The sequence below is a fragment of the Adlercreutzia sp. ZJ141 genome, from assembly GCF_011038965.1.
Taxonomy (GTDB): domain Bacteria; phylum Actinomycetota; class Coriobacteriia; order Coriobacteriales; family Eggerthellaceae; genus ZJ141.
Window position 1 is genome coordinate 23,031 of sequence record NZ_JAAKEB010000006.1, and the last position, 23,842, is coordinate 46,872.

The following is a 23,842-nucleotide window of genomic DNA, read 5'->3' on the forward strand; positions in this document are numbered from 1 at the left end:
GCCTACGCGGGCACTTTCAGGCAGTACCCCACACCGCGAACCGTGGCGATTAACTTGTCGGCTCCTTCACACGCGCTTGCCAGCTTTTGCCGCAGCGTTTGCACGTGCACATCCACTGTACGAGTTTCGCCCACGTACGTAATATCCCACACGTCCTTGAGCAGTTGCGCACGCGTAAGCACACACCCTCGGTTCTGCATGAGCGCATGCAGCAGATCGAATTCCTTCAGCGTAAGCGTTACCGGCACGCCATCCACCGTAACCGCGTGTGCATCGGGTGAAAGCGCAATGGGCCCCACGCGAAGTTCGCCACGCTGCGAGCCAGCAGACACGCGGGCGCGCCGCAACAGCGCATTTACGCGTGATACAAGCTCCATCATGCCGAAGGGCTTTGCCAGGTAATCGTCGGCTCCCGCGTCGAGCCCGCATACCTTGTCGTATTCGGTACCCTTGGCAGTAAGCATCATTACCGGCAGCGCCGCCGTGGCAGCGTCAGCTCGCAAGCGGCTTAACACTTCCATGCCATCAACGTCGGGCAGCATGATGTCAAGCAGCACCAAATCGGGAAGGCTGCTTTTGCATGCGACAAAGAACTCATCGGCGTGGGCAAACCCCTGCGCCTCAAAGCCCGCTTGCTTAAGGGCGTACACCGCAAGCTCGCGAATGTTGGTATCATCTTCAACGTAGTAAATCATGCGATTGATTATAGAAGGCTCGCGAACCAAGCGCGAGCCTTCATGCATCAAATTTAAGTAAAGAAGCGCAGCCGTCGGCAAAATCACTGAGCCAACCAGTCGAACAGCCGACCAGGCGCCGTGCGGACGAACCGCCGAGCAGCCTGTCAGCTTATTCGCCGTGCCTTCTAGCAGCTGAACCTCCGAAGCAGCTTAGCCGAAGCGGCCTGCCACGTAGTCGGCAGTGCGGGCGTCGTTCGGCGACGTGAACACCGTGTCGGTGTCGCCTGCCTCAACCATTTCGCCCAGCAGGAAGAACGCCGTTTTGTCGGAAACGCGCAGCGCTTGCAGCATGTTGTGCGTAACCATGATAACGGTGTAGCTCTTCTTCAGCTCGCCCACCAGCTCTTCGATCTTAGCGGTGGAAATGGGGTCAAGCGCACTCGTGGACTCGTCCATGAGCAGCACCTCGGGGCGCACAGCAAGCGCGCGAGCGATGCACAGACGCTGCTGCTGTCCGCCGGAAAGCCCCAGAGCGTTTTTCTTCAGGCGGTCCTTCAGCTCATCCCAAATGGCAGCATCGCGCAAGCTCTGCTCAACGATGTCGTCAAGGTCAGACTTCTTCCGAATGCCATGCGTACGCGGGCCAAATGCTACGTTGTCGTACACGCTCATCGGAAACGGGTTTGGCTGCTGGAACACCATACCAACGCGACGACGCAGGTTGTTCACGTCAATTTCGCGATAGGCGTCGCTACCATCGAGCGTAATTGAACCCTCAACACGGCAACCCTCAACCAAGTCGTTCATGCGGTTCAGGCTTTTCAGCAGCGTCGACTTGCCACAGCCCGACGGGCCAATAAGAGCCGTTACCTGGTTTTTCGGGAAGGTGAGGTTTACACCCTTCAGTGCATGGAAGCTCTTGTAGTACAGGTCAAGGTCGCGCACTTCCATCTTCGAAGCCGTTTCAACGGGCACTGCCGTGTGGGAGAACTCCGACACAGGCGCCGCAAACGCAACGGGCGACTTTCCGGTTTCGGGCACGACGGCGGCATCTGTGCGCTCCATCACCGCATTAGTCATCATCGTTTCCTTTCTTCATCTTCGTGGCCGCAAACGTGGCCAAAAGGTTCAGTCCAACCACCATGATCAGCAGCACAACGGCGGTGGCGTACGTTTCATTCACGTGCAGGCCTTCGCTTGCCAACACGTACATGTGCACCGCCAACGTGCGGCACGAATCAAATACGGCAAATGCGCCCTCGCCCACGAAGTTGGGCACCTGCGCGATGGTTCCAGCCGTGAACAGCAGCGCCGCTACCTCACCCACGCATCGACCAAGCGCCAAAATCACGCCGCCCAAGATGCCAGGAATAGCGGTGGGAAGCACGCAGCGAAACACCGTGCGCAAGTGGCCCGCGCCCAAGCCAAACCCGCCTTCGCGGTAGGCGTCGGGCACTGCCAACAGCGCCTCTTCGGTCGTGCGCATAACCACCGGCAAAACCATAATAGCCAGCGTGCATGCGCCTGACAGAAGCGAGAGGTTCCATTGCAGCGCCGTTACGAAGAACAGCATGCCAAACAGGCCATAGATAATGGAGGGAATACCCTGCAGGGTTTCGGTGGTGGTGCGCACCAACTGCACGAAGCGGCTTCCTCGCGGGGCGTATTCCACCAAATACACTGCGCTTCCCACGCCAACGGGCACCGCCATAATCAGCGACAGCCCCGCCATAACCAGCGTACTTACCAGCGCCGGCATAAGCGACACGTTCTCGGAGGTGTACTCCCATTCAAACAGGCTCGGCGTTAAGTAGGGAACACCATTTATCAGAATGTAGCCTACCAAAAACGCCAACACCAGCGCCGTTAAGGCAGCACCTGCGTACACGAGCACACGAAGCAGCGCCGAAACCGTGCGGCGGCGACGTTCTTGCGCCGCCTCGGCCGCAGCAAACAGGTCGTCTGCTCCATTGCCGCCCGGCACCTGACCGCCCGATCCGGAAGAGCCGGCAGCTTCGGGCGCGTATGCGAACTGCGACGTCATTTCACCTCACCTCGTCTCTTGATTGCATTGAACAGCATGGTGATCAGCAGAATGAACACAAACAGCACCACGCCGGTTGCAACAAGCGCTCCACGGTGCAAGTCGGCCGCGTATCCCATTTCCAGAACGATGTTGGCGGTCATGGTACGCACGCCGTCGAAAATGGAACCGGGGATAACCGGCTGGTTGCCTGCCACCATGATTACGGCCATCGTCTCGCCGATGGCGCGGCCCACGCCCAGCACAACTGCCGCCATGATGCCGGAAATTGCCGCCGGAACGATAACGCGGAACACCGAACGCTCATGGTCGGCCCCCAGCGCGAGCGCTCCTTCGTAGTACTTTCGCGGCACGGCGTCAATTGCGCTTTGCGCCACCGTAATAACCGTCGGAAGAATCATGATGCCAAGCAGCAAAGCCGCTGCCAAAAGTGACAAGCCTCGTCCCGGCATGTTCTCGCGGATAAACGGTACGATAACTACCAATCCGAAGAAGCCATACACTACGCTGGGAATGCCGGCCAGAAGCTCAACGCCGGGCTTCAGCGCCGCCGCCACACCGCGGCTCGCGAAGCGCGACAAGAAAATCGCACACAAAAGTCCAGTCGGAACGCCTACGATCATGGCACCCGCTGTTACGTAGATAGAACCCACGATCATCGGGAAGATGCCATACAAGTCGTTCGCCGGACGCCAGGTGCTGCCAAACAGGAATTCAGGCAGCCCAATCTGCGCCATAGCAGGCACGCCGTTGGCGAACAAAAACACGCAGATGAGCACCACTGCAAGCACGGAAACCGCAGCTGCAATGGCGAACAGGGCGCGCGCCAACCCCTCCTTCGCCGCAGATGACGACATGGTTGCTCCTTTCATCGAAGCGATCGGACCCAACAAGCGCCGCCCTTTACGCCATTCAAACAGGCGGCGCACCTTAAGCCAGCCCTCCCTGCAAGCAGTGCGCTCGAGGACACCACTTGCAGGGATGGGCGAACAGGTGCGCCTCCGTGCGCCTTACACGGCGCGGGCAGGCGCTCGATAGGGGCCTTACGCCAATTCGCTCCAATCGGTCACTTCACCGGTGTAGATGCTCTTCACCTGCTCGGAGGTAAGAGCGGCCACAGCAGATTCGGGCGACACGATAACTGCGATGCCATCCTGAGCGATGACAGTCGAAACAACGCCGGATTCCTTCTCGGAGTCCTTCAGCTCACGCGAAGCCATGCCGATGTCGCACGTGCCTTCAACCGTCATGTTCACACCCGTGGTGGAGTCGGACTGCTGCACCTCAACGGTTGCGCCTTCGTTGAGTGCCTCATAAGCCTCGGCCAGCTTCTCCATGACCGGCGTCACCGAAGAGGAACCAGCAACCACGATCTTGCCGCTCACGCCGCTGGGCTCATAGGCCTTCGCCTCGCTGTCGACAGCAATGTAGCCAGCCTCTTCCACAACCTTCTGGCCGTCAGAGCTCATGATGAAGTTGATGAAATCCTGAGCCTCTGCGGACAGACCTTCCTTGGTAACAATGTTGAAGGGGCGAGCAACCTTGTAGTCGCCGCTCTTCACGTTTTCGGGCGTGGCTGCCACGCCGTCGATCTGAACCGCGCGCACGGTGTCATTCAGCGAACCGAGCGAAATGTAACCGATAGCGTTAGGATCGCCTGCAACCGACGTCATCATGACCGAGGTGGAATTGGTGATAGCAGCGCTGGGCGTGGTCATGTCAACCTTCTCGCCCGAAGCATCCTTTTCCTCAATGCCGAACAGCTCAACAAATGCACCGCGAGTTCCCGAACCGTCTTCACGCGAGTACACAGAAATCTCGCCAGCGGCTTCCGCCGGAGTGGCTTCGCCACCCGAGTTCTCGGCGGAATCGCTCCCCTGCGAGCTGCAACCCACGAGGCCGAATGCGCCCATCGCCATTACAGCAGCGAGAACGACTCCCAAAACCTTCTTTTTCATGCTTCTCCCTTCAATCCTCTTGTCAGGGCGGCTTTCACAACCGCCGCATCCATTACGACCACCCCTCGCGGCGGCCGCTATCGCGCGGCTATATTGCGCAGAACACGACATCTCGCGCCCGCACATCCGCATATGACCATGATCGGCGCGACGTATCAGGCTGCCATCACGCAACGGGAAAGGCCGAGTAAAGAAGTGAATGAGAAATGTAAAGTTTTTCAGGAAGGAGCGGTTTATTTTGGCTACCCTACGTTTGTAGGACGACCAGTTATAGTTTCTTTACGGAAGCGAATCCGCCCCGTCGGCTTTGTTCACAGCCGACGGGGTGGATTTCTGGAAAAGGAAGCTTTCAGGGACGCTGGCGATTTACTCCAGCGCGGCGACAATTGCGGACACGTCGGCCAGGTCAACCGGCGTTTCCTCGTGCGTTTCCATGTTGCGCAGGACAGCCGTGCCTGTTACCAGTTCGTCAGAGCCCAGCGTTATCACATAACGCGCGCCCAGCTTGTTCGCAAGCTTGAACTGGCTTTTTAAGCTGCGTGCTTGGTGGTCTTGCTCGGCGGCGCGCCCAGCATCGCGCACGGCTTGCACCAGGGCAAACGCTTGCGGCCGCGCCTCGTCGCCTGCGCAAGCCACAAACAGGTCACAGGTTCCCGCCCGCGGGAATTCAACACCGGCAGCACGTAAGGCAAGCACGCAGCGCTCAAAGCCCAACGCAAAGCCGAAACCAGGCGTAGCGCGCCCGCCCACTTCTTGGGCCAGCTTGTCGTAGCGCCCGCCGCCACCGATGGCGTTTTGGCTGCCCATGCCTTCGGTTACCTGCACCTCAAACACCGTGCGCGTGTAGTAATCGAGCCCGCGTACAAGCTTGTGATCTTCAATATAAGTTAGCCCTGCTGCATCCAAGTACGCCTTCACCGCTTCGTAGTGATCGCGGCAGCTGTCGCACAGGTGATCGGTAATCTTCGGAGCACTATCCATTACAGCACGGCAGCGCTCGTTTTTACAATCGAACGCACGCAACGGGTTAATGTCGGCGCGACGCAGGCATTCCTCACACAACTGCGTTTCATGCTCGGCCATGTAGGCGCGCACGGCTTCACGATACGCCGGACGGCACTCCTCGCAACCCATGGAATTCACCAGCAGGCGCGTTGCGGAAACCGGAATGCCCACCGCCTCAAAGAAGCGCATGAGCATGATAATTCCCTCGGCGTCGACGCTGGGCGCTTCGGCCCCCAAGCACTCGATGCCTACCTGGTTGAACTGACGCTGACGGCCTTTCTGCGGGCGCTCGGCTCGAAACATCTGCCCTGCGTACATAAGCTTTGCAGGTGCTGCCCCCTGCGGCACTAAATCGTGCTGCACCACGGCGCGGACCACGCCGGCAGTGCCTTCTGGACGCAAAGACAGGCGGCTTGAGCTTTTCACGCTGCCACCGTCGGTGAGCCGCTTGAGGTTTTCCCCCGAAATGGCAGTGAACATCTCTTTTGACACCACATCGGTAGCCTCGCCGATGCCGCGCACAAACAGCTCGGTTCGCTCAACGATGGGTGTTTCGATGGTCACGTAGCCATAGCGCCCAAACACCTCGGCGGCAGTTGCCTTAAAGCGCGCCCAGAACTCCGCTTCGTCGGGTAGTAGGTCGAACGTTCCTTCGGGAGATTGAATAGCCATAGGTGTTTCCTTCGTTATCAGACATCGTGAACCGGATCATTGTAGCGCTAACCGCTCAGAAAGCAGCACCGCGTTTATGACACGTTGTATGCATTCCGCACCCACATCGCATCTGCGCGTCTAAACCTCCAGCGAGCGCAGCACTGCGGTCAGCGCGTCGTCGGGACGGTAGCGCAACCGCAGCGAAAGCAGGTTGCGAGCAACTAAGAACAGCCCTTCATCCGCCGCGGCGGCAGCTCCCGCACCCAACGCGTCGAGCACACACTCCACCGGAGCAACAGGCACGCCCGCTTGCGCGAGCTCGGCATCGATCTCGTCGCGCTCGGGCATTACCACGCCCGTCTCGTCAAGCAGCTCCTTCAGTTCCGCTGATGACTGCGCGTACACCACCGATGCTGTTTGCATCGATTTCAGGTAGCACGCCGCCCCCACACGGGGTTTTCCCAACCGCCACAGTACGTAGGCAAGTTGGTAGTACGCAACGGCAATATCGTTTGGCTGCGAAGCTATAAGCAACCCGCGCTCGAGCGTTTCCTTCGAGCTTTCCATGTCGCCCACCAGCATATATGCACGGGCGAGCGCACGAAAGCCTACCAACGCAGTAGGCGCGAGCTCGCAGGCGCGCTTGCCGTAGCGCAGTGCGTCGTCCGCGCGCTCGAACGAGTTTTCCAACAAGCTTACCAGGTCGAGGTGGCACAGATAGAACGCGTCACTTGCCAACACCATCTGCTTGCCAGCATCATCGATGGCTTGCCGACACGCGATACTACCATCGCGGCGCGCCAAGTTGTACAACACGCGCGACGCATACGCATCGAACACACGATGAACGGTAACGGCACCATCAACATAGCCGTCGAGCGCCTCGGCTTCGGTAACTGCGGCAGACAGGATGCTAATTGCTTCCTCTGGCCTTTCTTGCGCAATTGTCCTCGCGCGGTTGAGCGCTACTCGACAGCGGTCTTCTCCGACGAAACTGGCAACCATGGCGTTTTGGTCGGCCATGTCGATGGTTCCGTCCACAAGCCCTGCCATAAGACGGCGACATGCCGCCTGCTGAGCATCGTCACGCGCCGCCTTCGCCTGCGCCTCGGCTTCGCGACATGCGGCTATCGCCTCGGTCACGCTTGCCGTCCCGGCAATGCGGTCGGCGAGACCCTCACCTGCAAGGCGAAGTGTCGATTCGTATTGAATATGCAAGTCGCGCACATTATCGGCACCTAATGCGACAGCTGAAGCGGCCGCAAAAGTATCGCCGGCAAGTTCTGGGGCGCGCTTTCTGAATCGCGCCGACGGCAACTCGCGTACCGCATCGAGCGCCGATGACGCCTCGGCGGCAAGTGGCACAGCGCATCGCACGAACAGCGCCTGCGGATCGCCGGCGCGTTCGGCAGCAAATCCATTTTGAGCGTAGTCTCCCCTGTTCAGAGAAACGTTGTAGAGCACATCGCCCGCTATCATATGCTCCGAGACAGGCAAAGAAAAGCTCGCTGAGGCGGCAGCGGGCGTGGGTACAGCGCCACCCTCGTGCCCTTCTGTCGCCTCTTCTGCGACATCGTCGACAAACATGCGGGCAGATATCAGCACGCACTGCACCTGGCTTGACGCCTCGAAAGCAGCGGCAGCCAACAGTAGCCCCACATGCATGGCATAGCGCGCAGCTTGAGACGCACGCTCAGCATCTCCCGCCCATAGCCATCCGCTGCGTGCGGGTGCATCCGCTGCGCCGGAAACAGCGCCCGCAGCAGTGGGAGTTGCGCCTACCACTTCCGCCACGCCATCGCGCCACACCCATTCGGGCATAAACGACGCATCGGGCACCACTAAATCAAGCGCAACCAGACCAGCGGCAACGTCGGCGCGCAAAGACATATCAACACGGAACGGGAGCTTGGCATTCTCAAGTGCCGCGCATACACCGCGACGCAGCATCCATTCGCCATTACTGCACCCAACTGGCGCATCGAACAGTCGGTCGACAACGGGCTGCCGCACGCCCGCTGTCTCGATCAGATACGCGTCCCATCGGGCGCAGTCGACATCGGTTGCTACACTTGCGTTATCGCCAAATGCGTCGGCAACCAGCTTAAAGCGGTTCAAGGCAGCTTCAAGTGCCCAAATTTGCCGCTTAGTTACCGGAGAATCGGCGCTTTCACTTGCAAGGTAGAAGATGTCGGCGTACTTTGCCGTGCGCACCAGCCGCAACTCGTCATTGGGAACATCAGCAGCATCGAGCTCGGTAAGGCCTGCCGTCTCTAGCCATTTCACCAAGCATCGCACCAATGCCGGCGGCTGAAACGCCGGATCGGCGTCAGCCTCGCGCACCAGCGATGCGATGGACCTGAGCGCCTGAAGCCCGGGTTGGTGGCGCAATATGTCAAACACGCTTTCAAGCCCCCGTCCGGGAACGCGCTGTGCGCCCAACCAGGGACGATACACAAACGCCAGATACGCCCGAGCAAACGCCTCTTCGTAGGACAGATTGGTGCCGTAGCTTTTAAACCCGTACCACGAATCGAACATTGAGTAGCGATCGTTCACACAGCGATACTGCGCGACATCGGTCTTCTCGCCGCGATCCCATACGTACACGCAGCCCGTCTGCACATCTGGTTCAGGCTGATCTGTATATTTCGCGAACGACAAATCGGGTTCGCGCGCTGGGGGAGCCTCAATGAACCGGTCTGTTTCAAACACGCGGCCGAACGGGTCGATATACGCAAGCAGTTTCGCCCTACTTGCGCCAAACGCGTTGCCTCCCATGAAATCGACTACGTAACTGCCCCCGGTTGGCGGGCACAAAAGATGCGAAGTGACCACACCGTAGGGCCCTTTCACCGCATCTCGCGCGCGTACTGCTGCAGAAACACCACCGTCGGCCCCTGCTTCAGCGCTGTCAGCACTGTCAGCGCCTGCATTCGCAATGGGGAGCACCGCACCTTCCAAAATGAAACGCTCCGCCGAAAGTGGCACGTCGATAATGCCCTTTTCGACGGCCGCACCCACGCGCACGCGCGCCGCCGTATCCGCCGGCATTGCAGGCGTAGCAGATGTTGCCACGTTGCGATGCTCCATCACCTTACCCAGCATTCTTGAGCGAACCGTCCTATCCTTTGCATGCGCCCGTGCGTTTTGCGCCGGGCAATTCTGTTTGAAGCGTTGTTTTCACAAGCGTATCACACCTGCGTTCTCAGATTTGTATAATGGTTCGCGGTAAACACAAACCTACCCGCGGGCTACTTCGCGAAAAAATGCCAACTCCCAAGCAGATGAGGCTATAGATGAGCAAAATGAAAACCGATAACGAACTGCGCAATCGTATACTGGCAGTGTTCGCTGCAGCCGCCGTTCTTGTTGTGGCGCTGATTCTGTTTATTAATGTGAACGCCCAACGCACCATTAACCAAACCAACGAGTATCTTGAAACGTCGGCCAACCAAACGGCCCGACGCATTAACGATGTGTTCGACAGCTCCCTGAACAGCCTTCGAGGCGCCGCCAAAATTTGCGAGCGCGCAATCAAGGACGACAACGTAAGCATTGATGACGTTGTTACCGACTACGCCATTTCGCAATTTGACAACACGCTCTTCGTCGACGCCAACGGCATAGCCAACAACGGCGACGGCAGAACCGCCGACGCCAGCGACCGACACTACTATAAAGCGGGCATGCGAGGCGAAAGCGGTATCTGTTTCATCAGTAACGCCCTTTTCGACGGCCGCAACGTTTTGGTCTTCTACGCCCCCGTATACGACGGGGATAAAGTCATCGGTGTCTTAGTATCGTTATTCCATGAGGAAACCCTTGTCGAGGTTATGTCTACCGAGTTCTACGGGCAGCCCACCCCCACCTACTTGTGCACGGCTGACGGCACCGTAGTTGCACAAGCCGATCCCACCAGGCCAAACGCAGAAAACATACGCGAGGTTTTCTTCGATAAGGAACTCAATGGATCAAGTATTGAAGTTTTGGTCAAAGACACCTCCGAAAGAACTTCTACCGACTTCACCTATCGCACGTCTGAAGGAGTGGGCAACACCTTCTTGGTCAAGCTTCCTTCCTACGACTGGGTGCTCGTGCGCTCGTTCCCCTCGGCTATTACCAACAGCATGATCTCGGAAGCAAACGCCTCTGGTTTCATCGTTATCGGCGGCATGCTCATTGCGGCCGCTATTGTGATTGCGGTTTTCATGATGCAAGCACGAAAGCGAACTCAGCAGCTGCTGTTTGAGCGGCAGGAAGCCAATCGCATTATCGATGCGACAACAGACCTGTTCACCAATCTGTTGTCCATTAACCTCACCGAGGGCACCTATGAAGTCTTAAAGAACAACGCCGAAAGCAGCCTGCCTGTAAAGGGCAGCTACGACGACCTGCTCGCTTATTACGTGTCGCAGGCGGATAGCTCCCACAAAGACGCATCAGCCATTCTTTTCCTCAATAAGCATAATGCAAAGGAAAAGCTTCACCCAGAGGTGCCTTTTGTCAAAAACGAGTGGAAAACGGCCGATGATATGGGCGGCCGCTGGCTTCGATCCTACACCTTATGCCTCGACCGAAATGCCGCAGGCGAGCCTATCGGCCTGCTTGTTGCCATTCAAGACATCACCACCGCCAAAGAACAAGACCTCGCAAAACACCTTGCATTGGAAAATGCGTTCCATGCGGCGGAGCATGCATCGCGCGCCAAGAGCGACTTCTTAAACTCCATGTCGCACGATATTCGCACACCTATGAACTCCATCATGGGGCTGACTGCCATCGCCAGCATGCACATAAACGAACCCGAGCGTGTGCATGAGTGTTTAAACAACATAACCGCCGCAAGCAGGCATTTGCTGGGGCTTATCAACGAAGTGCTCGACATGGCAAAAATTGAATCGGGATCCATCGGCCTTGCCGAAGAACCCTTTAGCTTGTCTGAATCTATTGAGAGCCTTGTGAGCATCATAAACCCGCAGATCGCCGCGAAGGGGCAACAGCTCAAGATGGATTCTATTAGCATCAAGCACGAATACGTGATTGGTGACCCCGTCCGTCTTCAGCAGGTGTTTGTGAACATCATGGGCAACTCGGTGAAGTTTACCCCCGAAGGCGGCACGATCGGGATGCGCATTGTCGAACTTCCCAGTCCTGTGCCCGAGTGCGGTTGCTACGAATTCACCTTCAGCGACACGGGCTGTGGCATGAGCGAGGAATTCATGAAGGTTATGTTTGAACCCTTCACACGTTCCCAAGACTCACGCACAACCAATGCTGAAGGGACAGGCCTTGGCATGCCTATCGCAAAGAGCGTTGTTTCGCTGATGGGCGGCACGATTGATGTTGAGTCGAAAGAAGGGGAAGGCACCACGTTTACCGTGGTCGTTCACTTAAAGCTGCGCGATGGAGGCCGCGAAGACCTGGAAGACCTGAAAGGCGTGCGCGTGCTGGTGGTTGACGATGAGAAAGTTGCCTGCGAGGGAGCCTGCACATTGCTTGATAGCATAGGGATGCGCTTCGCGTTCGCGCTTTCTGGCCAAGAAGGCATCGATGCGGTACTTGCTGCCGAAGCCAATAACGACCCCTTCCGTGCCGTTATCCTCGACTGGCGTATGCCCGGCATGAGCGGCCTGGAAACAGCGCGGCGCATTCGCGAGGTTGTTACCAAGAACATTCCCATCATTATTCTGTCTGCCTACGACTGGTCGATGATTGAACAAGAAGCGCGCGAAGTTGGCGTAGATGCGTTCATATCGAAACCGCTGTTCCGCAGCCGCCTGGTGCAGGTGATGCAGGAACTGCTGTCGGGAAAAACCACCGACGTTCTTGATGAGCGAACGATTTTGGAGGAACTCGCCTTCTCCGACAAGCATGTTCTTCTCACCGAGGACAACATGATGGCCGCCGCCATTGCCCAAGAGCTTATCGGCATGACCGGAGCTGTTGTGGAGCATGCCGAGAACGGCCAGATAGCAGTCGACATGTTGCTGAAGCACGACCCCCACTACTACGACATTGTGCTGATGGATATTCAAATGCCAGTTATGAATGGATACGAGGCGTCGATAGCCATCCGCAGCAAAGCCAGCGAGCGGCCGGATTTGGCAGATATCCCCATTGTGGCGCTTTCCGCCGACGCGTTTGCCGAAGACATCCGCCAAGCGCACGCCTCGGGCATGAACGACCACATGGCAAAGCCCTTAGATATTGACACGTTGGTGCACATGCTGCGCAAGTGGATGTCGTAATGGGGATGTTGTAGTGGTGCTTTCGTAGCCGAGGCGTCGTAGCCGAGATAGAGGTTCGAGATAGAGGTTTAAAATGTGTGGCAGACGAACTGCTAACGTACTCGCCACACATTTTCATCTTGCATGGCACCAAGAAGCCATGGGCCGTTTACCTGGGGATTTCCCCACCACGATAGCATGCCGCGCGACCATTCCATGATGCACGTAAACACGCGTGTGTTATCAAAGACTGTAATGTGCTCACAAAAGTCAAGTACGCTGGCGAGCCCCGAAAGCGAAGCAGTGAATCGCCGTTGAACGACACGCTCGTCTATGTCATGTCCACCGACTTCAACACGATGCGCGATGCGCCGGAGCGCAATGTGCGGGCTTTCAACGCCAACATAGTACAAGAAGACACGATATCCCAGGTCATGTGCGTGTTTAATACGCTGTACCGAGGAACGACCTGCAAGCGTTGTTTCATGAGTAAAACTCGTGCGCTTCTCAAACAGCTCGTCGATGCGTTTGAGCGCCACACGTCCTGCACGCAGCTGATCCGAGGTATTACGCCAGCTCCCTCCAAGCTCGCGCACGATTTCGTCGGGGTTTACACGCGCCATCTTTTCGGGTATGTCCGCACTACGCCATAAACCCGAGCGATAAAGCGTCGACTTCCCTGCACCGTTGACTCCAGCGAAAACAATGTAGAATGGACGTAGATCTTGCTTAGACATCAGTACACACCACTCTTCACAAGCTCTCGTTGCTTTTGCTGCAGGAAGAAGTCGGCAACAGCCATGTAGAATGCTGCCTCTTCAGACGATTCGGCACGTGCCATAACGTATGGACTCGGGCGCAAGGCGAATGCGTCCTTACAGGTGAAATAGAGATTCTTAAGACGTAGACGTTCTGCTTCATCTCTCTCTTCGCAAGAGGGTTGTTCTTCTGCTACATCGCCACTTGGAACACTTGCAAACTGCGTCGGCCGCTTCGCTGGTCTCCCTGGGGCAGGATGCAGGGAAAGCCGCTGGATGACGTCTTCTTCTCGCAACGTCCACGCGCGCCCCACCTTAACAGCAGGAAGGCTTCCACTTTCAATAAGCGCCCGTACGCGAGCAGCGGATACACCGAGCAGCTTAGCGCTTTCAGTAACTGACAACATGATAAGCCCCACTCTCTTTACCTATGGCGCACCTTTAAACTATTGCGATATCGCAATAGTTTAAAGAGTATAGCAGACGAGGAAGGGTTAAGGGAACTGGGGGATTGGATGCTGAGGTGATCGCTAGATGGCCGAGCGCTCAAAACTAGAAGGGTGTTTGGAGTACCCCAGCTTTCCCCATCCTGCCCAACCCTATGCCGACCTCGCCTGTCCGACAGGCGTTTCGTGCGTGTTTTTGCCAGTTGCGATGAGGTGACTCGACCTTTGCATAGGCTCGCGCTATGCTGTTTGACGAAACAAAAAGCCTATTCTGTAAAGGAGCGACTATGAGCAACGTATTGAAGCTGGCCGTGCCCACGTTGGGCGAAGCGGGACTTGAGAGCGAGCGCAGCGGGCATTTCGGTCACTGCGACTGCTTCACCATCATCGACATCGCCGATGGCAAGGTTGTTGCGGCAGAAGGGCTTGACAACCCGCCGCATGAGGAAGGCGGCTGCCTGCGCCCGGTGAAGCTGCTTCACGACGCAGGTGTCGACGCCATTGTGGCGGCTGGCATGGGCATGCGCCCGCTTATGGGCTTTGCCGACGCAGGTATTACCGTATATTTCGACAACCGCACGCCGCGCGTCGGCGACGTAGCGAAGCTGGTCGCCGCAGGCGAAGTGCCCATTATGGGTGCCGAACACGCCTGCAACCATCATCACTAGACGGTTCGCAACGTTGCGCATTGTTAAAAAAGGGGCACCTGCTAAATTGCGGGCGCCCCGTTCGCTCTATGCGCCCTTAAGGAAACGCCGATTATGGCCGTCTTGCCCTGCGTTTCCTTAACGAGCAAATGATGTTGCTACAGATGCGCGACTACCAGGTCACCCATGGCTACCGTGCCTACCACGTGATCGGTAAGCGTGTCAGTGCTCTTGATGTCACCGGTGCGCCACCCCTCATCGAGCACCTCGGTTACCGCACGCTTAATATCGTCGGCAGCTTCTACCATGCCGAAGCTATAACGCAGCATCATTTCCACCGAGAGGATCTGCGCAAGCGGGTTGGCGATGCCGCGACCTGCAATGTCGGGCGCGCTGCCGTGGCTGGGCTCGTACAGCGACACACCGTCACCCAAGCTAGCACTTGCCAGCATGCCAAGCGATCCGGTAATCTGCGCAGCTTCGTCGGACAGAATGTCGCCAAACATGTTCTCGGTTACCACCACATCGAAGTCCGCGGGGCGGTTGATGAGCTGCATGGCGGTGTTGTCAACCAGCAAATCCTCAAGCTCAACATCGGGGTATTCCGCTTCGCCGATGCGATGCACAATCTCGCGCCACATACGGCTAGTTTCCAGCACGTTCGCCTTATCGACGCTGGTTACCTTGTTGCGACGCTTGCGCGCAGCCTCAAATGCCTGACGTGCGATGCGCTCAATTTCGTATTCGCGATACTCCAGCGTGTCGTACGCGCGCTGTCCGCGAGTGCCGCCTGTGCCCGCGCCCTCTTCGTCATAGAAGCGCTCGCGCTTCCCGAAATACAAGCCACCGGTAAGCTCGCGCACGATCATCATGTCAACGCCGTCGATAATCTCAGGCTTCAGCGTGGAAGCATCGGCTAACGCGTTGAAAATCTGCACAGGACGCAGATTAGTGTAGAGTCCTAACGCCTTGCGAATGCCCAGAAGCCCCTGCTCAGGGCGCGGAGCGGCAGGATCGGTAGTGTCCCATTTCGGGCCGCCCACCGCAGCGAGCAACACCGCGTCAGACGCGTTCGCCACATCAAGTGTCGCCTGCGGCAGCGGATTTCCCGTCGCATCGATAGCCGCACCACCGATGAGTGCCTCGGTGCACGTAAACGTGGTGTCGTACTTCGCACCCACAGCGTTTAACACCTTCACGCCTTCAGCGATGATCTCAGGTCCAATGCCGTCACCCGGCAGCAGGCAAATCTTGTAGTCAGTCATGTTCGTTCCTTTCGCAAAACGCATACGGCGCAATATTACCGCAGATGTCCGCCTGGCGCGAAGATTTCAGTGTCCCAGCGAAAGAAAAAGTAAGTGTTGGCTACAAGTGTTGGCTACAAGTGTTGGCTACAAGTGTTGGCTACATCCCCTTTAGCCCATTTAATTCAATAGGACGTTTAGTAATTCAACCAACCGCTAAACCTACCCCTACTGCGTAACCTACCCCAACAGCTTTTCAGCAAGACGGCGGCCTTTTGAGCAGCGAGGTTTTGCGAGTAGACAGCGCTTCGAACAACACGTACAGAAGGCAAGCGCGCGCTTTTGATCTTCTGATTTCTCGCCTTTTGATTTCCCTGCCTTCTTGGCAGCCTTCTTGGATTTCTTCGACTCCCCGACGTCTATCTTGATCTTCTTGACCTTCTTGATCTTCTTACTGTCTTTCTTTTCCTTCTTGTCTTTCTTTTTCGCCATAGTCACACCTTACTCCAGCCAGTCGATGAGTGCCATATCGTCGATGTCTTGGTGCGTGTGAATTACGCGCCACACGGTAAGCTCTTCATCGTTGAACTCGTAGAATACCCGATAGTTCCCAACAAGCCACGAGCGGAAGCTTGTTCGGGTGAGCGTCTTGTCAGCAAAAGGTCGCCCAAGTGTCGGCATTGTCGCCAGCTTCTCCATGGCATCCACGATGCTCTCATAAGTTGCTCGCGCAGCTGAAGGGTTGCCGCACACTTCTCCCACATAAATTACGATGGACTCCAAATCGAACGCGGCGCGAGGGCGATACCGCACCTCGCGTTTCATACGCCCCATACCTTAAAGATGCGCGCCATCGTTTCATCGAGTGAGGCTTGCGAAACGGTTTCTGTGCGGTATTTCGCCTCGATCTCCGCTTCACGCAGCTTCTGCACGTAACGATCGCGCTGCCGCTGTTCTTCGTACGCATCGCAATCGATGACAATCAGGCTAGCCTTTCCGTTCTTTGTCATGAAGATAGGCTGACGCGATTCCTGAGCTTGAGCACACACATCGTTGAGATTGGTGCGAAGATCGCTGATAGGCCGAATCAGGGGAAGCGCAGCAGGCACAATAATCACCTCACACAATTTGTGATATATTTCTAGTTACATTTATCACATTAATGTGATTTGTTCAAGACACCAATCAAGCAACGTACAAGCTAAAACCGTGGGACTGTGTCACGTGTGTCATTGGGTGTGACCCTTTGACACACTTGATGTGACTCTTTAGCACACTTCTGCAGCTTCATACGCATATGCGCCCGCGGCCACACCTGCGGCCACCACGGCGGTCACACCTGCCACCATGCCCACAGCGCTTGCACTGTCACCTGTCGGCGCAAGCGGCGTACCCGCCTTCGTACCCGAGTTCGCAGCACCTGTCGTGCCCGTATCCGCAATGGCGCCGCCCTCACCGACCACAACCGCACGCGACACGGTAAAGCTGATACGCCCGTCGTCAACCAGCTCGTAGTTTTCCGCTTGGTCGCCCAAAAGTCCCACGGCGCGCACCCAGTAGGTGCCCTCGCCGAGCGCACCGAGCTTCGAAGTGTCAACCACCGCACCCGGCGCACCTGCGTTGTCATAGCAAAACTCAAGCTGCGCGGAGAGATCGTCTCCATCGACGACGTTTAGCAGCTTCGCCACTACCTTCGAGCGCACATCGGCAGCCGAAACAAGGTTATCGATGCCCTCCCACACCAGGCTCACTGGACGCGGCAACACCGTGATAGGAACCATCGCGCGCACGCTCGTCTCGTGCTCCGGACCAAACGGGTCAACTTCAACATACACGATCTCGTATTCGTTACCCGAATGAGCCACGTCAAGTACCGCCGAGCTATCAACGAGCTTGTAGTAATCGTCACCGCTGAGTCCGCCACCTGTAAACTGTGCGCTCATCAGGTCGTCACCATAGACAAGCGTAATCGTTGTGGGCACATGACACAGCTCCGACAAGTCCGGTATTTTGCCGTCAGGAAGGTCTCGCCGAAAGACGTTGGTGGCCAGCACCGCATCCGAGAAGTCAGACGGGATTATTCCGATGAAATCGTTGCTGTGGTCAGTGCTCGAATCACTGGGTTTGCAAAAATAAGAGCTCTTGAATAAATGCTCGTTCATAGACTGAGCTGCGTAGAACGGGTTGCTGTACGAGTGGATGAACTTCGAACTCGACGTGTAGTTGATAACGTAGTGATACTCGGGGATCGTTCTCTCCTCCGTTTTGTCATCCACCGTAATCTGGATGGTTCTCGCGCTTGACAGCTCCGAGGCTTCCTGAAGCGCCGTATCCACATGGGAGGGCTTATCATCGGCGCTGACGCCGTACGTATCTTGCGCATATACCGTGGTATAGAACTCAGGGTCGTTAGTTTCCCCTTTCATCACCTGATCGTATATTTTGACAAGCCCCTCAGCGCTACTCGCCTCTATCTTGGAATCCCAATCGTGCAGGTCGATGCCGTACGTATGGTCGCTCGCATGAGTTCCCGACGGCGTAAAACGACGCAGAAGCACGATTTTGCCGCGCACTTCGCCAAGCGTGGGAATACGCGCTTCATCCCAGAACGGCTGAAGATCGTATTGCATGTAAGACGCCAGAGCATCTGTGATTTTCTCATCGCTGCCTCCGGAGTTCGAGATCAGCATAACAACGGTCTCAGAAGGGTTATGCGCCACGAAAGACCTGCAATATTCGACGACATCGGAAAAATGCAGGTCATTTCCGTCCTTACGCATCGCGTACATGCCGCCGTGGTTCACGCCGGGGTCGTTTCCCGTGCCCAAGCGTATATCCAGATAGCGAACGCCCAGGTTGAGCTGCGTGGGAATGTAGTCCTGCTGGCACTTCGCCATAGAGGTCTGTGGCTCAGTGTCGTTGTCAATACTGAGCGCACCCGAATCGTGCGTGCCGGGTAGGGAAATCTCCGAGAGAAGCTTGTTGCCATCAACAAAACCCATCCATTCCGTGCCAAACGGGAAGCTAGAACATGCCCGACATAAATCGGAAGAGGGGTACCGTTCCACGCCCACACCCACGCCGACGACCTCGACCTCCCATGCCATCGCTTCTCCGCGCTGGACGAGCTTGTTCTCGTTGGTATCGTTGTTGACATTCTCAAGCGAAAGGTATCTGCCGCTGTTCACGTTCTTGATGAGATAGGTGCCGTCGTCTTGACGACGGAACTTAAACACGCGGCTTGCCTTCTCGTCGTAGTCGCCGCTCCACACATGAATGGCCTTCCCTTCGTCTTTACTATCGCCGTCAACCGACCAGACGTTATACGACGAGAGCTTCTTTTCCTCGAAGTTAGACATCGTGTGGATGGAATATCCGCCAAGATCACTATGCCACGACAGGTGATGCTTGCTCGAGGTGCCCTGCTGGTAGAGCCAGCACACCTGCCCAACAACCGTGCCGTCGCCGTGCACGCTCACCGTGCGCAGAAAACCCTTGGGCCGCAGGCGGATGATGTAGTCGGAAAGCTTCTCACCCACGTTGTTGTCGGGGTCGTCCGCCCAGGCCGTCTGCGCGCCGAAATCGGACGCGCCGGGTGCGCCGAATACGCCGGACACACCGGGAGTACCTGCCAGAAACACCGATGCCGCCAACGCCGACGCAGCAACGAAGCTGCGGCGCGTAAGCGGCACCTGCCACACATTGTGGCCTGCGGGCGCAGTACTGGCGGCATTCACCTGAGACTGCACTCGCCAAGAGGAACTGGACTGCTGTGAATAATCCGGTGCATTGTAGGTCATAATCATGCACTCCTTTTCGGCGAGATTTTCAATGAATGCATGCGCGCCGTATGAATCGCGCGGTGCGCATGCAAGCGTTTCTATTCCGCAGCCAATTTTGCTTTCGTGCGGTTGATCAGGCCACCTGCCTCGATGATCTCCTGCAAAAACGGCGGGAACGGCTGCGCCTTGAACGTCTGGCCCGTAGTTTCGTCAACGATAGTGCCGGTGTCGGCATCCACGCTTACCACGTCGCCGTTTGAAATGGCGTCTACGGCTTCGGGGCATTCCATAATAGCCAAGCCAATGTTGATCGAGTTGCGGTAGAAGATACGCGCGAAGCTCTTCGCGATAACCACGTCAATGCCCGCCGCCTTGATGGCGATAGGCGCGTGCTCACGCGAGCTGCCGCAGCCGAAGTTCTCATCGGCAACAATAATATCGCCCTGCGACACCTTGTTCACGAACTCGGTGTCGAGGTCCTCCATGCAGTGTTTTGCAAGCTCTGCTGGATCAGACGTGGTCAGATAACGCGCGGGAATGATAACGTCGGTGTCAATATCGCGCCCGCAACGATAAACGGTGCCCTTGAATTGCATGGATTGCCTCCCTTAGTCCAAATCTTGCGGAATACCAATATGACCGAGCACCGCAGACGCGGCCGCCACGGCCGGAGATGCCAGGTAGACCTCGCTTTCCGGATGGCCCATGCGGCCGACGAAGTTGCGATTCGTGGTTGCCACGGCGCGTTCACCCTTCGCCAAAATGCCCATGTGCCCACCCAAACACGGGCCGCACGTGGGTGCGGATATCGCACAATTCGCATCGAGGAAAACCTCCATCAGGCCCTCTTCCATACACTGGCGATACACCAGCTGTGTGGCCGGAATGATCAAGCAGCGCACGTTTGGATGAACCTTGTGACCACGCAACACATCGGCTGCTTGGCGCATATCGGTAAGACGTCCATTCGTACACGAACCGATAACCACCTGGTCGATGGTAATATGCCGCGAGTCTTCCGCCAAATGCGTGTTCGACGGCAGATGGGGCCACGAAACCGTCGGTTTGATGTCGGCGGCATCGATCTCGATGATGCTTTTGTACTGGGCGTCCGGATCGGAATGGTACTCGGTGTAGGGGCGCTCAACGCGACCATCCATATAAGCACGCGTCACGTCGTCAACAGCGATAAGGCCCGCTTTACCGCCCGCTTCGATAGCCATGTTCGAAATGGTCTGGCGCTCATCCATGGGAAGAGCAGCGATAGCCGACCCGGTAAACTCCATAGCGCAGTACAGCGCGCCGTCAACACCGATCTTGCCGATGATATGCAAGATGATATCTTTGCCGGTAACGCCCGGAGCGAGCTGGCCCTCAACCTTAAATAGAATGCTCTCGGGTACCTTGAACCACGCCTTACCTGTAGCGAAACCTACACCAGCATCAGTGGAACCCACGCCCGTGGAGAACGCGCCAAGCGCGCCGTATGTGCACGTGTGACTATCGGCACCAATGATGAGGTCGCCCGCACCCACAACGCCCTGTTCGGGCAGCAGCGCATGCTCAACACCAACGCAACCAACTTCCCAATAGTGCGTGATGCCCTGCTCACGCGCGAAATCGCGGACAATCTTCGCCTGCTCGGCGGCAGCAATGTCCTTGTTAGGCGTGTAGTGGTCGGGCACCAGCAGCACCCGTGTCGGGTCAAACACGTCACCCGTTCCGCACTCCTTGCACTTCTTAATAGCGATGGGAGCCGTAACGTCGTTTGCCAGCACCAGATCGAGATCGCACTCGATCAGCTGACCCGGCTCAACTTCATCGAGATGGGCGTGAGCGGCGAGAATCTTCTCCGCCATAGTCATGGGACGCGCCATATTCTCTCCTTCGATAGACCGTAAATCGGACCCGCAAACAACAAGCCCGTGAAAAACGGGGTAATTGTACCACCGGGCGCACGCGAGCCACGCGGTGCCAACAGCGAAAACATGCTTGGAAAACGTAGAGACACAGAGCAAGATGAACAGAGGAAACGTACGCGAACGAAGTACCCCTTGTCGTTCGTGAAGCGTCCTTGTCGTTTGTATCATCAACGAGAAGGATACTGGAGAAGAGAGCGTTCCTTGTCGTTCGTGAAATGTCCTTGTCGTTCGTAATGTCAGCGAGAAGCGCTCTGGTGCCTCAGATTGCCGTGAAAGCATGAGGAAGCGTACTTTGGTATGCGACGAATGCTTGGAGCGGCAAGATGAGGTGCCGGAGCGCTTCGCAGCGTCGAGGAGTTCCGTCTGTTCGTCAGAACAGACGGAACTTTAAGACAGTGCGCTGCAGAGTGCGTCAAGGAGTGCTGTGGCGTAGTGCTGTGCCGAGCGGTCGGAACCTGCGTCCATCCACGACTGACCTGGAAGCTCAATAGCAATGCGTGACGGAACGTTCTTGCGGGCGGCAGTAAGCGCTGTCTCGAGACGCATGGACAACGAATAGTCGTCGCCAGAATAGGAAACACGGGGAACACCATCGGCCGATTTATCGTCGGGCAGCACAATATGCACGAACACCATACCGTCATCGGGAGCAACCAGCAGCGTTTCGGCGCTGACCATCTTCGATGCAGGGTTTGTGGCAACTGCCAGGTTCGACATGCGCAGTGCCACGTTCCGCGTGAATTCGCAGGTGCCGAAGAGACAAAGTGCATGCCGCTCGAGCACGTCGGCAGCACGAGAAAAACCAATGTAGTCGGTTTTCGGCACAATTTCCTTGTCGGCCCACGAATGACGCAGGTTATGCAGCGCCGAATACGTGAATGCACCTGCGATGCCATCTGACGGCAGCGCCATGTTCAGCTGGAACTTACGCAGCGCCTGCTCGGTGAAGGCGCCGAAGATGCCATCGATCGGACCGGGATCAAACCCCAGCACGCCCAAGGCACGCTGCAGCTCGCGCACATCATGCCCGTAGAAATACGGCATGCGAAGATACAGCGTACGGTCGCCGAGCTGCCCCGACGCATCGACGAGTGCCACCCAAACTCGTTCATCGACGTCGGTGCCTGCCGGCAGGCCTGCCTGACGACAGAAAGCCCGAACGGCGATAGCCGTCTCATCGCCGTACACGCCATCGATATCGGCTTCTCCCAAAAGCCCCACGACAGCCAGACGCTGCTGCATATCCAAAACGGTAGCACCGGAATCGTTCAACTTGATGGTTTCCATGCTCACACTTCCCCATGCGGCCCACGCACACCCACACGCAGGCGGGCCAGCCCCGCGTGCAAGCCCAATCGCAATCTTGCCTGATCGGCGCGCCGCCAGGCTGCTTACTGAAGACGCTCGACAAACCAATCGGCCATCGATACCAGCAAGTCGCGGGCATCAGATGGAGGAACCATGTCGATCAGGCGATTCTTCGCGATGCTTGTCAAGTTCTGCGCATAGCTGCGCGCGTAGTCAATACTGCCCGACTCATCCATCAGACGCACGCATTCCGCAAGCACCCCCGGTGCCTTCACGCGCGACGATAGAATCTCAATAATACGATCGCGGTTTTCAGGCGTGGAGTTCTGCAGAGCGTGCACCACCACGAGTGTGCGCTTGCCTTCCGTGATGTCATTGCGGAAATCCTTCTTCGTGCTTTCCTCAGAACCAATCAGATTCAGCAGGTCGTCTTGAATCTGGAACGCCAGCCCCGTGTCAAGCCCGTAGTTGCGCAGTGCTTCGATCTCAGCTTCGGAGCCGCCACCAATAATGGCACCAATGGCCAGCGGCACTGCGCCCGAATAGTGCGCGGTTTTGTGCGTAGCCATGACCAGATAGTCTTCCGGCGTAATGTCGTAGCGGCCATCGCGCGCCCAGCCGATGTCGAGCGCTTGGCCTTCCACCGTGCGACGTGTCATGTCAACAAGCTCGGTGACCACGCGTACCTTACATGCGTCATCGAGTAGCGGATCATGCATAACCGTGCCGTTTACCAGCGTCAACGCAAGATCACCCGCATTGATAGCCAAGCCCAGCCCCTCGGTAAGGTGCATGCACGGCTCGCCACGTCGCAGTTCTGCATCGTCGGCAATATCGTCGTGGATGAGCGCGGCGGTGTGAAAATGTTCGATGGCAGCAGCCGCACTCGAAGCGAGCCGTGAATCGCCGCCCACCGCCCGACATGCAGCGAACGCGATGAGCGGGCGATGGCGCTTGCCGCCGTTTTCGCTATAACGACGCAACGGGCCATACAGGTATCGATCCATATCGGGGTGCGACCCATGCGGAATGTACGAGTTCACCATGTCGCCGACCCCTTCCGCATAGTGAGCGAGATAGTCCTCGAACGAAGCAAGCGGCTCTTCCATGGTGAAAATGAAATCATTGGTGTTCGTCATAGGCGCTTCCTACTTATGGCTTCCGTGT

20 protein-coding genes are annotated in these 23,842 nt (G+C 57.0%); 2 read left to right on the forward strand and 18 right to left on the reverse strand.

Annotation, left to right across the window (positions count from 1 at the left end; genetic code table 11):
• Window positions 1–2: 2 nt before the first annotated feature.
• The 7 genes from G7Y44_RS03825 to G7Y44_RS03855 all read right to left on the reverse strand — a co-directional run bounded on the left by G7Y44_RS03825 (window position 3) and on the right by G7Y44_RS03855 (window position 9,446).
• Window positions 3–725: a response regulator transcription factor gene (locus G7Y44_RS03825; protein ID WP_441299687.1), complete on the reverse strand. Its 723-nt coding sequence runs from the start codon at window positions 723–725 to the stop codon at window positions 3–5.
• Between the two features lie 162 nt (window positions 726–887).
• Window positions 888–1,760, reverse strand: coding sequence for a phosphate ABC transporter ATP-binding protein PstB (gene pstB / locus G7Y44_RS03830; protein ID WP_441299688.1), 873 nt, complete (start codon window positions 1,758–1,760; stop codon window positions 888–890).
• Window positions 1,750–2,721 carry a phosphate ABC transporter permease PstA gene (pstA, locus tag G7Y44_RS03835; RefSeq protein ID WP_165045747.1) on the reverse strand — a complete coding sequence of 324 codons (972 nt, stop codon included), beginning with the start codon at window positions 2,719–2,721 and terminating at the stop codon, window positions 1,750–1,752. Before pstA ends, pstB begins: the two co-directional genes overlap by 11 nt.
• Window positions 2,718–3,578: a phosphate ABC transporter permease subunit PstC gene (gene pstC / locus G7Y44_RS03840; protein ID WP_165045749.1), complete on the reverse strand. Its 861-nt coding sequence runs from the start codon at window positions 3,576–3,578 to the stop codon at window positions 2,718–2,720. Before pstC ends, pstA begins: the two co-directional genes overlap by 4 nt.
• Before the next feature lie 186 nt (window positions 3,579–3,764).
• On the reverse strand, window positions 3,765–4,679 hold the full coding sequence (locus G7Y44_RS03845) for a substrate-binding domain-containing protein (RefSeq protein ID WP_165247728.1): 915 nt from the start codon (window positions 4,677–4,679) through the stop codon (window positions 3,765–3,767).
• A gap of 366 nt (window positions 4,680–5,045) precedes the next feature.
• The gene (gene hisS / locus G7Y44_RS03850; RefSeq protein WP_165247730.1) at window positions 5,046–6,356 is read right to left on the reverse strand and encodes a histidine--tRNA ligase; all 1,311 of its coding nucleotides are present in this window, start codon (window positions 6,354–6,356) and stop codon (window positions 5,046–5,048) included.
• A 120-nt stretch (window positions 6,357–6,476) separates the two neighbouring features.
• Window positions 6,477–9,446, reverse strand: a complete 2,970-nt coding sequence (locus G7Y44_RS03855; RefSeq protein WP_241159169.1) for a hypothetical protein — start codon at window positions 9,444–9,446, stop codon at window positions 6,477–6,479.
• Between the two features lie 191 nt (window positions 9,447–9,637).
• On the opposite strand from G7Y44_RS03855, the gene G7Y44_RS03860 reads away from it, so the two are divergent.
• Window positions 9,638–12,589, forward strand: a complete 2,952-nt coding sequence (locus G7Y44_RS03860) for a hybrid sensor histidine kinase/response regulator (protein ID WP_165247732.1) — start codon at window positions 9,638–9,640, stop codon at window positions 12,587–12,589.
• A 92-nt stretch (window positions 12,590–12,681) separates the two neighbouring features.
• On the opposite strand, the gene G7Y44_RS03865 is transcribed toward G7Y44_RS03860, so the two are convergent.
• Entirely contained in the window at window positions 12,682–13,305 is a 624-nt protein-coding gene (locus tag G7Y44_RS03865) for a zeta toxin family protein (RefSeq protein ID WP_165247734.1), read from the reverse strand.
• A complete protein-coding gene (locus tag G7Y44_RS03870; protein WP_165247736.1) occupies window positions 13,305–13,733 on the reverse strand; it encodes a helix-turn-helix domain-containing protein in 429 nt (142 codons plus the stop codon). Before G7Y44_RS03870 ends, G7Y44_RS03865 begins: the two co-directional genes overlap by 1 nt.
• Window positions 13,734–14,059: 326 nt before the next feature.
• On the opposite strand from G7Y44_RS03870, the gene G7Y44_RS03875 reads away from it, so the two are divergent.
• On the forward strand, window positions 14,060–14,440 hold the full coding sequence (locus G7Y44_RS03875) for a NifB/NifX family molybdenum-iron cluster-binding protein (RefSeq protein WP_165045756.1): 381 nt from the start codon (window positions 14,060–14,062) through the stop codon (window positions 14,438–14,440).
• A gap of 137 nt (window positions 14,441–14,577) precedes the next feature.
• On the opposite strand, the gene leuB is transcribed toward G7Y44_RS03875, so the two are convergent.
• The 9 genes from leuB to G7Y44_RS03920 all read right to left on the reverse strand — a co-directional run bounded on the left by leuB (window position 14,578) and on the right by G7Y44_RS03920 (window position 23,814).
• Window positions 14,578–15,684 (reverse strand): 3-isopropylmalate dehydrogenase, encoded by a 1,107-nt coding sequence (gene leuB, locus G7Y44_RS03880; protein WP_165247738.1) that lies wholly within the window; start codon window positions 15,682–15,684, stop codon window positions 14,578–14,580.
• Between the two features lie 219 nt (window positions 15,685–15,903).
• Complete coding sequence (locus G7Y44_RS03885) at window positions 15,904–16,155, reverse strand: hypothetical protein (protein WP_165247740.1); 252 nt, start codon at window positions 16,153–16,155, stop codon at window positions 15,904–15,906.
• Between the two features lie 9 nt (window positions 16,156–16,164).
• A complete protein-coding gene (locus G7Y44_RS03890) occupies window positions 16,165–16,488 on the reverse strand; it encodes a type II toxin-antitoxin system RelE/ParE family toxin (RefSeq protein ID WP_165247742.1) in 324 nt (107 codons plus the stop codon).
• The gene (locus tag G7Y44_RS03895; RefSeq protein ID WP_241159170.1) at window positions 16,485–16,772 is read right to left on the reverse strand and encodes a type II toxin-antitoxin system Phd/YefM family antitoxin; all 288 of its coding nucleotides are present in this window, start codon (window positions 16,770–16,772) and stop codon (window positions 16,485–16,487) included. The genes G7Y44_RS03890 and G7Y44_RS03895 overlap by 4 nt, the downstream gene beginning before the upstream one ends.
• A gap of 159 nt (window positions 16,773–16,931) precedes the next feature.
• Window positions 16,932–19,469 carry a phosphatidylinositol-specific phospholipase C domain-containing protein gene (locus G7Y44_RS03900; RefSeq protein ID WP_165247743.1) on the reverse strand — a complete coding sequence of 846 codons (2,538 nt, stop codon included), beginning with the start codon at window positions 19,467–19,469 and terminating at the stop codon, window positions 16,932–16,934.
• Window positions 19,470–19,543: 74 nt separating this feature from the next.
• Window positions 19,544–20,041, reverse strand: a complete 498-nt coding sequence (gene leuD / locus G7Y44_RS03905) for a 3-isopropylmalate dehydratase small subunit (protein WP_165247745.1) — start codon at window positions 20,039–20,041, stop codon at window positions 19,544–19,546.
• Window positions 20,042–20,053: 12 nt separating this feature from the next.
• Window positions 20,054–21,322 carry a 3-isopropylmalate dehydratase large subunit gene (gene leuC / locus G7Y44_RS03910; protein WP_165247747.1) on the reverse strand — a complete coding sequence of 423 codons (1,269 nt, stop codon included), beginning with the start codon at window positions 21,320–21,322 and terminating at the stop codon, window positions 20,054–20,056.
• A 432-nt stretch (window positions 21,323–21,754) separates the two neighbouring features.
• Complete coding sequence (locus G7Y44_RS03915; protein ID WP_165045765.1) at window positions 21,755–22,654, reverse strand: peptidoglycan-binding domain-containing protein; 900 nt, start codon at window positions 22,652–22,654, stop codon at window positions 21,755–21,757.
• Window positions 22,655–22,758: 104 nt separating this feature from the next.
• Complete coding sequence (locus G7Y44_RS03920; protein WP_165045767.1) at window positions 22,759–23,814, reverse strand: polyprenyl synthetase family protein; 1,056 nt, start codon at window positions 23,812–23,814, stop codon at window positions 22,759–22,761.
• Window positions 23,815–23,842: the final 28 nt, after the last annotated feature.

Coding starts and splice junctions, on each gene's coding strand:
- pstC (WP_165045749.1), bottom strand. CDS start 3,578: ATGTCGTCATCTGCGGCGAAGGAGGGGTTGGCGCGCGCCCTGTTCGCC.
- G7Y44_RS03875 (WP_165045756.1), top strand. CDS start 14,060: ATGAGCAACGTATTGAAGCTGGCCGTGCCCACGTTGGGCGAAGCGGGA.
- G7Y44_RS03845 (WP_165247728.1), bottom strand. CDS start 4,679: ATGAAAAAGAAGGTTTTGGGAGTCGTTCTCGCTGCTGTAATGGCGATG.
- G7Y44_RS03920 (WP_165045767.1), bottom strand. CDS start 23,814: ATGACGAACACCAATGATTTCATTTTCACCATGGAAGAGCCGCTTGCT.
- G7Y44_RS03865 (WP_165247734.1), bottom strand. CDS start 13,305: ATGTCTAAGCAAGATCTACGTCCATTCTACATTGTTTTCGCTGGAGTC.
- leuD (WP_165247745.1), bottom strand. CDS start 20,041: ATGCAATTCAAGGGCACCGTTTATCGTTGCGGGCGCGATATTGACACC.
- pstB (WP_441299688.1), bottom strand. CDS start 1,760: ATGATGACTAATGCGGTGATGGAGCGCACAGATGCCGCCGTCGTGCCC.
- G7Y44_RS03860 (WP_165247732.1), top strand. CDS start 9,638: ATGAGCAAAATGAAAACCGATAACGAACTGCGCAATCGTATACTGGCA.
- G7Y44_RS03915 (WP_165045765.1), bottom strand. CDS start 22,654: ATGGAAACCATCAAGTTGAACGATTCCGGTGCTACCGTTTTGGATATG.
- G7Y44_RS03890 (WP_165247742.1), bottom strand. CDS start 16,488: ATGAAACGCGAGGTGCGGTATCGCCCTCGCGCCGCGTTCGATTTGGAG.
- G7Y44_RS03885 (WP_165247740.1), bottom strand. CDS start 16,155: ATGGCGAAAAAGAAAGACAAGAAGGAAAAGAAAGACAGTAAGAAGATC.
- G7Y44_RS03900 (WP_165247743.1), bottom strand. CDS start 19,469: ATGATTATGACCTACAATGCACCGGATTATTCACAGCAGTCCAGTTCC.
- pstA (WP_165045747.1), bottom strand. CDS start 2,721: ATGACGTCGCAGTTCGCATACGCGCCCGAAGCTGCCGGCTCTTCCGGA.
- G7Y44_RS03855 (WP_241159169.1), bottom strand. CDS start 9,446: ATGCTGGGTAAGGTGATGGAGCATCGCAACGTGGCAACATCTGCTACG.
- leuC (WP_165247747.1), bottom strand. CDS start 21,322: ATGGCGCGTCCCATGACTATGGCGGAGAAGATTCTCGCCGCTCACGCC.
- G7Y44_RS03870 (WP_165247736.1), bottom strand. CDS start 13,733: ATGTTGTCAGTTACTGAAAGCGCTAAGCTGCTCGGTGTATCCGCTGCT.
- hisS (WP_165247730.1), bottom strand. CDS start 6,356: ATGGCTATTCAATCTCCCGAAGGAACGTTCGACCTACTACCCGACGAA.
- leuB (WP_165247738.1), bottom strand. CDS start 15,684: ATGACTGACTACAAGATTTGCCTGCTGCCGGGTGACGGCATTGGACCT.